Source organism: bacterium (assembly GCA_028821235.1).
In the GTDB taxonomy this organism is placed as follows: Bacteria; Actinomycetota; Acidimicrobiia; order Spongiisociales; family Spongiisociaceae; genus Spongiisocius.
In genome coordinates this window covers 1-2,205 of sequence record JAPPGV010000122.1, presented here as the reverse complement: position 1 = coordinate 2,205, position 2,205 = coordinate 1, and the positions used below count along the sequence as shown (strand labels likewise).

The following is a 2,205-nucleotide window of genomic DNA, read 5'->3' as shown; positions in this document are numbered from 1 at the left end:
ACGGGTCGTCCTCGGTGATGTGTGGCTTGATCGCCTCCGAGTCGAGTATCACCGCCACCTGCGCCCGGATCTGGTTCTCGATGATCGGCGACGGATTCTCGAGCGTGACGCGGATGGTGTAGTCGTCGATCTTCTCCACCTGGTCGGTTGACATCACCCCGTAGGAATTCGAGTTGAACATCGTGCTCGCCTTGGCACAGAACGCTCGCTCGTAGAACCACAGGAAGTCGTCTGCCGTCATCGGGTTACCGGTTGTCGGGAAGGTGACCCCTTGCCGGATATGCATGGTCACCGTTCGACCGCCGTCCGAGTACTCGATCCGCTCCACTGCGCGGCCGATCCGCTTCGAGATGTTGGCCTTGGCGAAGGCGCCCACCTCACCCTCAGGCGGCTCGTAGAAGAGGAACTGCGCGTAGATGTTCTTCAGCGTCATGTTCGTGAGCGTGTTCTGCCCGAAGATGGGATCGATCGACGGTAGGTCGCCCGAGACCGCTATCCGCAGCGTGTGGACTTCTTCCTCCATCGCCGCCTCGGTGGTCGGCGTCGGCTCCGCAGCGCTCGTCGTCTCCGGCGCCGCCGCGGTCGTCTCGGGTGCGGCGGCCGTCGTCGCCGGTGCCGCGGCCGTCGTCGCCGGAGCGTCGGCGGTTTCGGTCTCAGCACCGCATGCGCTGAACAGGAGGCCGAGTACCACCGCCAGACCGACCACCAACCTTGTTCTTCTCTGCCTCTCCATGGCTACTCTCCTCCCTTGGTCAGATCTCCGTCTGACCGTTCGTAGTGTCTTGCGGCTCGTACCTACATTCGCGGCGCGGCGTCCTTCCTGCGCATGACCAGGCGGTGGGACGTACCCGGACCGCCACGGCCAACGGCCCCGACCAGAACCCGGGGCGCCCACGCGGTGAACCTCGACATCGCATGCTCGCCGAATCTCATCGGGGATGCGTCCCATGATCGGGGAAGGAGCGGCAGCCCGCCCGGGCGACAACTCCTTTCGACAGGGGTGTCAAACCCGAGCATGGTGAGGAAGAGGAATATCCCGGTTACCGAAAGCTTTGTTCCCACCCTCTCGGAGCGCCATCGACCTGTCGGCAACGCCAGTGGAGGCTAGGGGGACCCGCGAACCGGTAAAGGGCATGCTCCACGGTTGTGAGGACGGATCGGCGAAAATCTCACCGATGTCGGTCGCAACATTGTGACGTACGTCGATCTCCGAACCCATTTGTGAACCATACACAGGGGGTTTGCAACGTGTCAACAGGTCACAGCTAACAGACCAGCCGGTCCTGCCACGAGCTATCGGGCCGGATCGGGCTCGTTACCCACCCGATCGGAGGCGCCATTCCACACCCTCGGCCGGCGTTGCTCCAGACGCACCGCCGAAGTCCTGAGGAGCGAGCAGCATGGCGCGACTTGATGCGCGGTTAGGTGCTCACCTTTCAGTCGCGTGAGAAACCCGGCTGTCAAGCCGACGCTCTGTTAAGCCGGGGCTGGTTCGATAACGCCGTTGGCGATGTCGAGCAGCCAGCGCCGGTACTCGAGTGTCCCGAGGTCGGCGCCTCTCACATGCATCTCTGCGGCCAGGTCGGCGGGGAGCTCCTCGGGGCGCTGGGACTCGACGATGGGGCGGTCCTGATCGGTGACCATCTGGGCGAAGGCCCTGAAGTCGTCATCGGAACCGGGATAGTTGCGTCCCACGTAGGTGAAGCAGCGGGTTCGCTTCCGGTGCACGGGCGCCACCGCCACCCAGAGCACGTAGTCCTCCACCGGCCCGGCGCTGCTGTTCAGCTTCATCGCATTGGGCAGGAACACCCGGTAGCGCTTCCAGGCATCGTAGGTCTCCGCGGCGCCCGACTCGGGGTTGTTCTTGACGTTGTCGGTGAACTCTACGAAGGGACCGGCGAGGAACCGGAGCTCTCCCCCGACCTTGTCCACGTCGTAGTCCTCGATCCGGGGTTGGCTGCTGTCCCCCAGGATGCCGTCGTGAACCCAGGCGAAGTGGGAGAAGTCGAAGTAGTTCTCCAGGCGCCGGGGCAGGGAGCAATTCCACTCGTAGATGTCGAGATGCAGGAATTGGTAGCTCGGGTCGTCGATCTCGGGAATGGCCGGCGGCGGGAACTTGGGATCACCGAGCGTGGTGTAGATCAGGCCCGACACCTCGACCGTCGGGAACGACGGCACCCGGATGTTCCGGAAGGCGGGCGAGAG

Annotated in this window: 2 protein-coding genes; both read right to left on the bottom strand. The window is 64.0% G+C overall.

Features of this window, described 5'->3' with window-relative positions:
• On the bottom strand, positions 1 to 733 hold a 733-nt coding region (locus tag OXK16_12640; protein ID MDE0376791.1), incomplete at its 3' end, for an ABC transporter substrate-binding protein.
• Between the two features lie 743 nt (positions 734 to 1,476).
• Positions 1,477 to 2,205, bottom strand: a 729-nt coding sequence (locus OXK16_12635; protein ID MDE0376790.1) for a hypothetical protein, incomplete at its 5' end; no start/stop codon positions are given.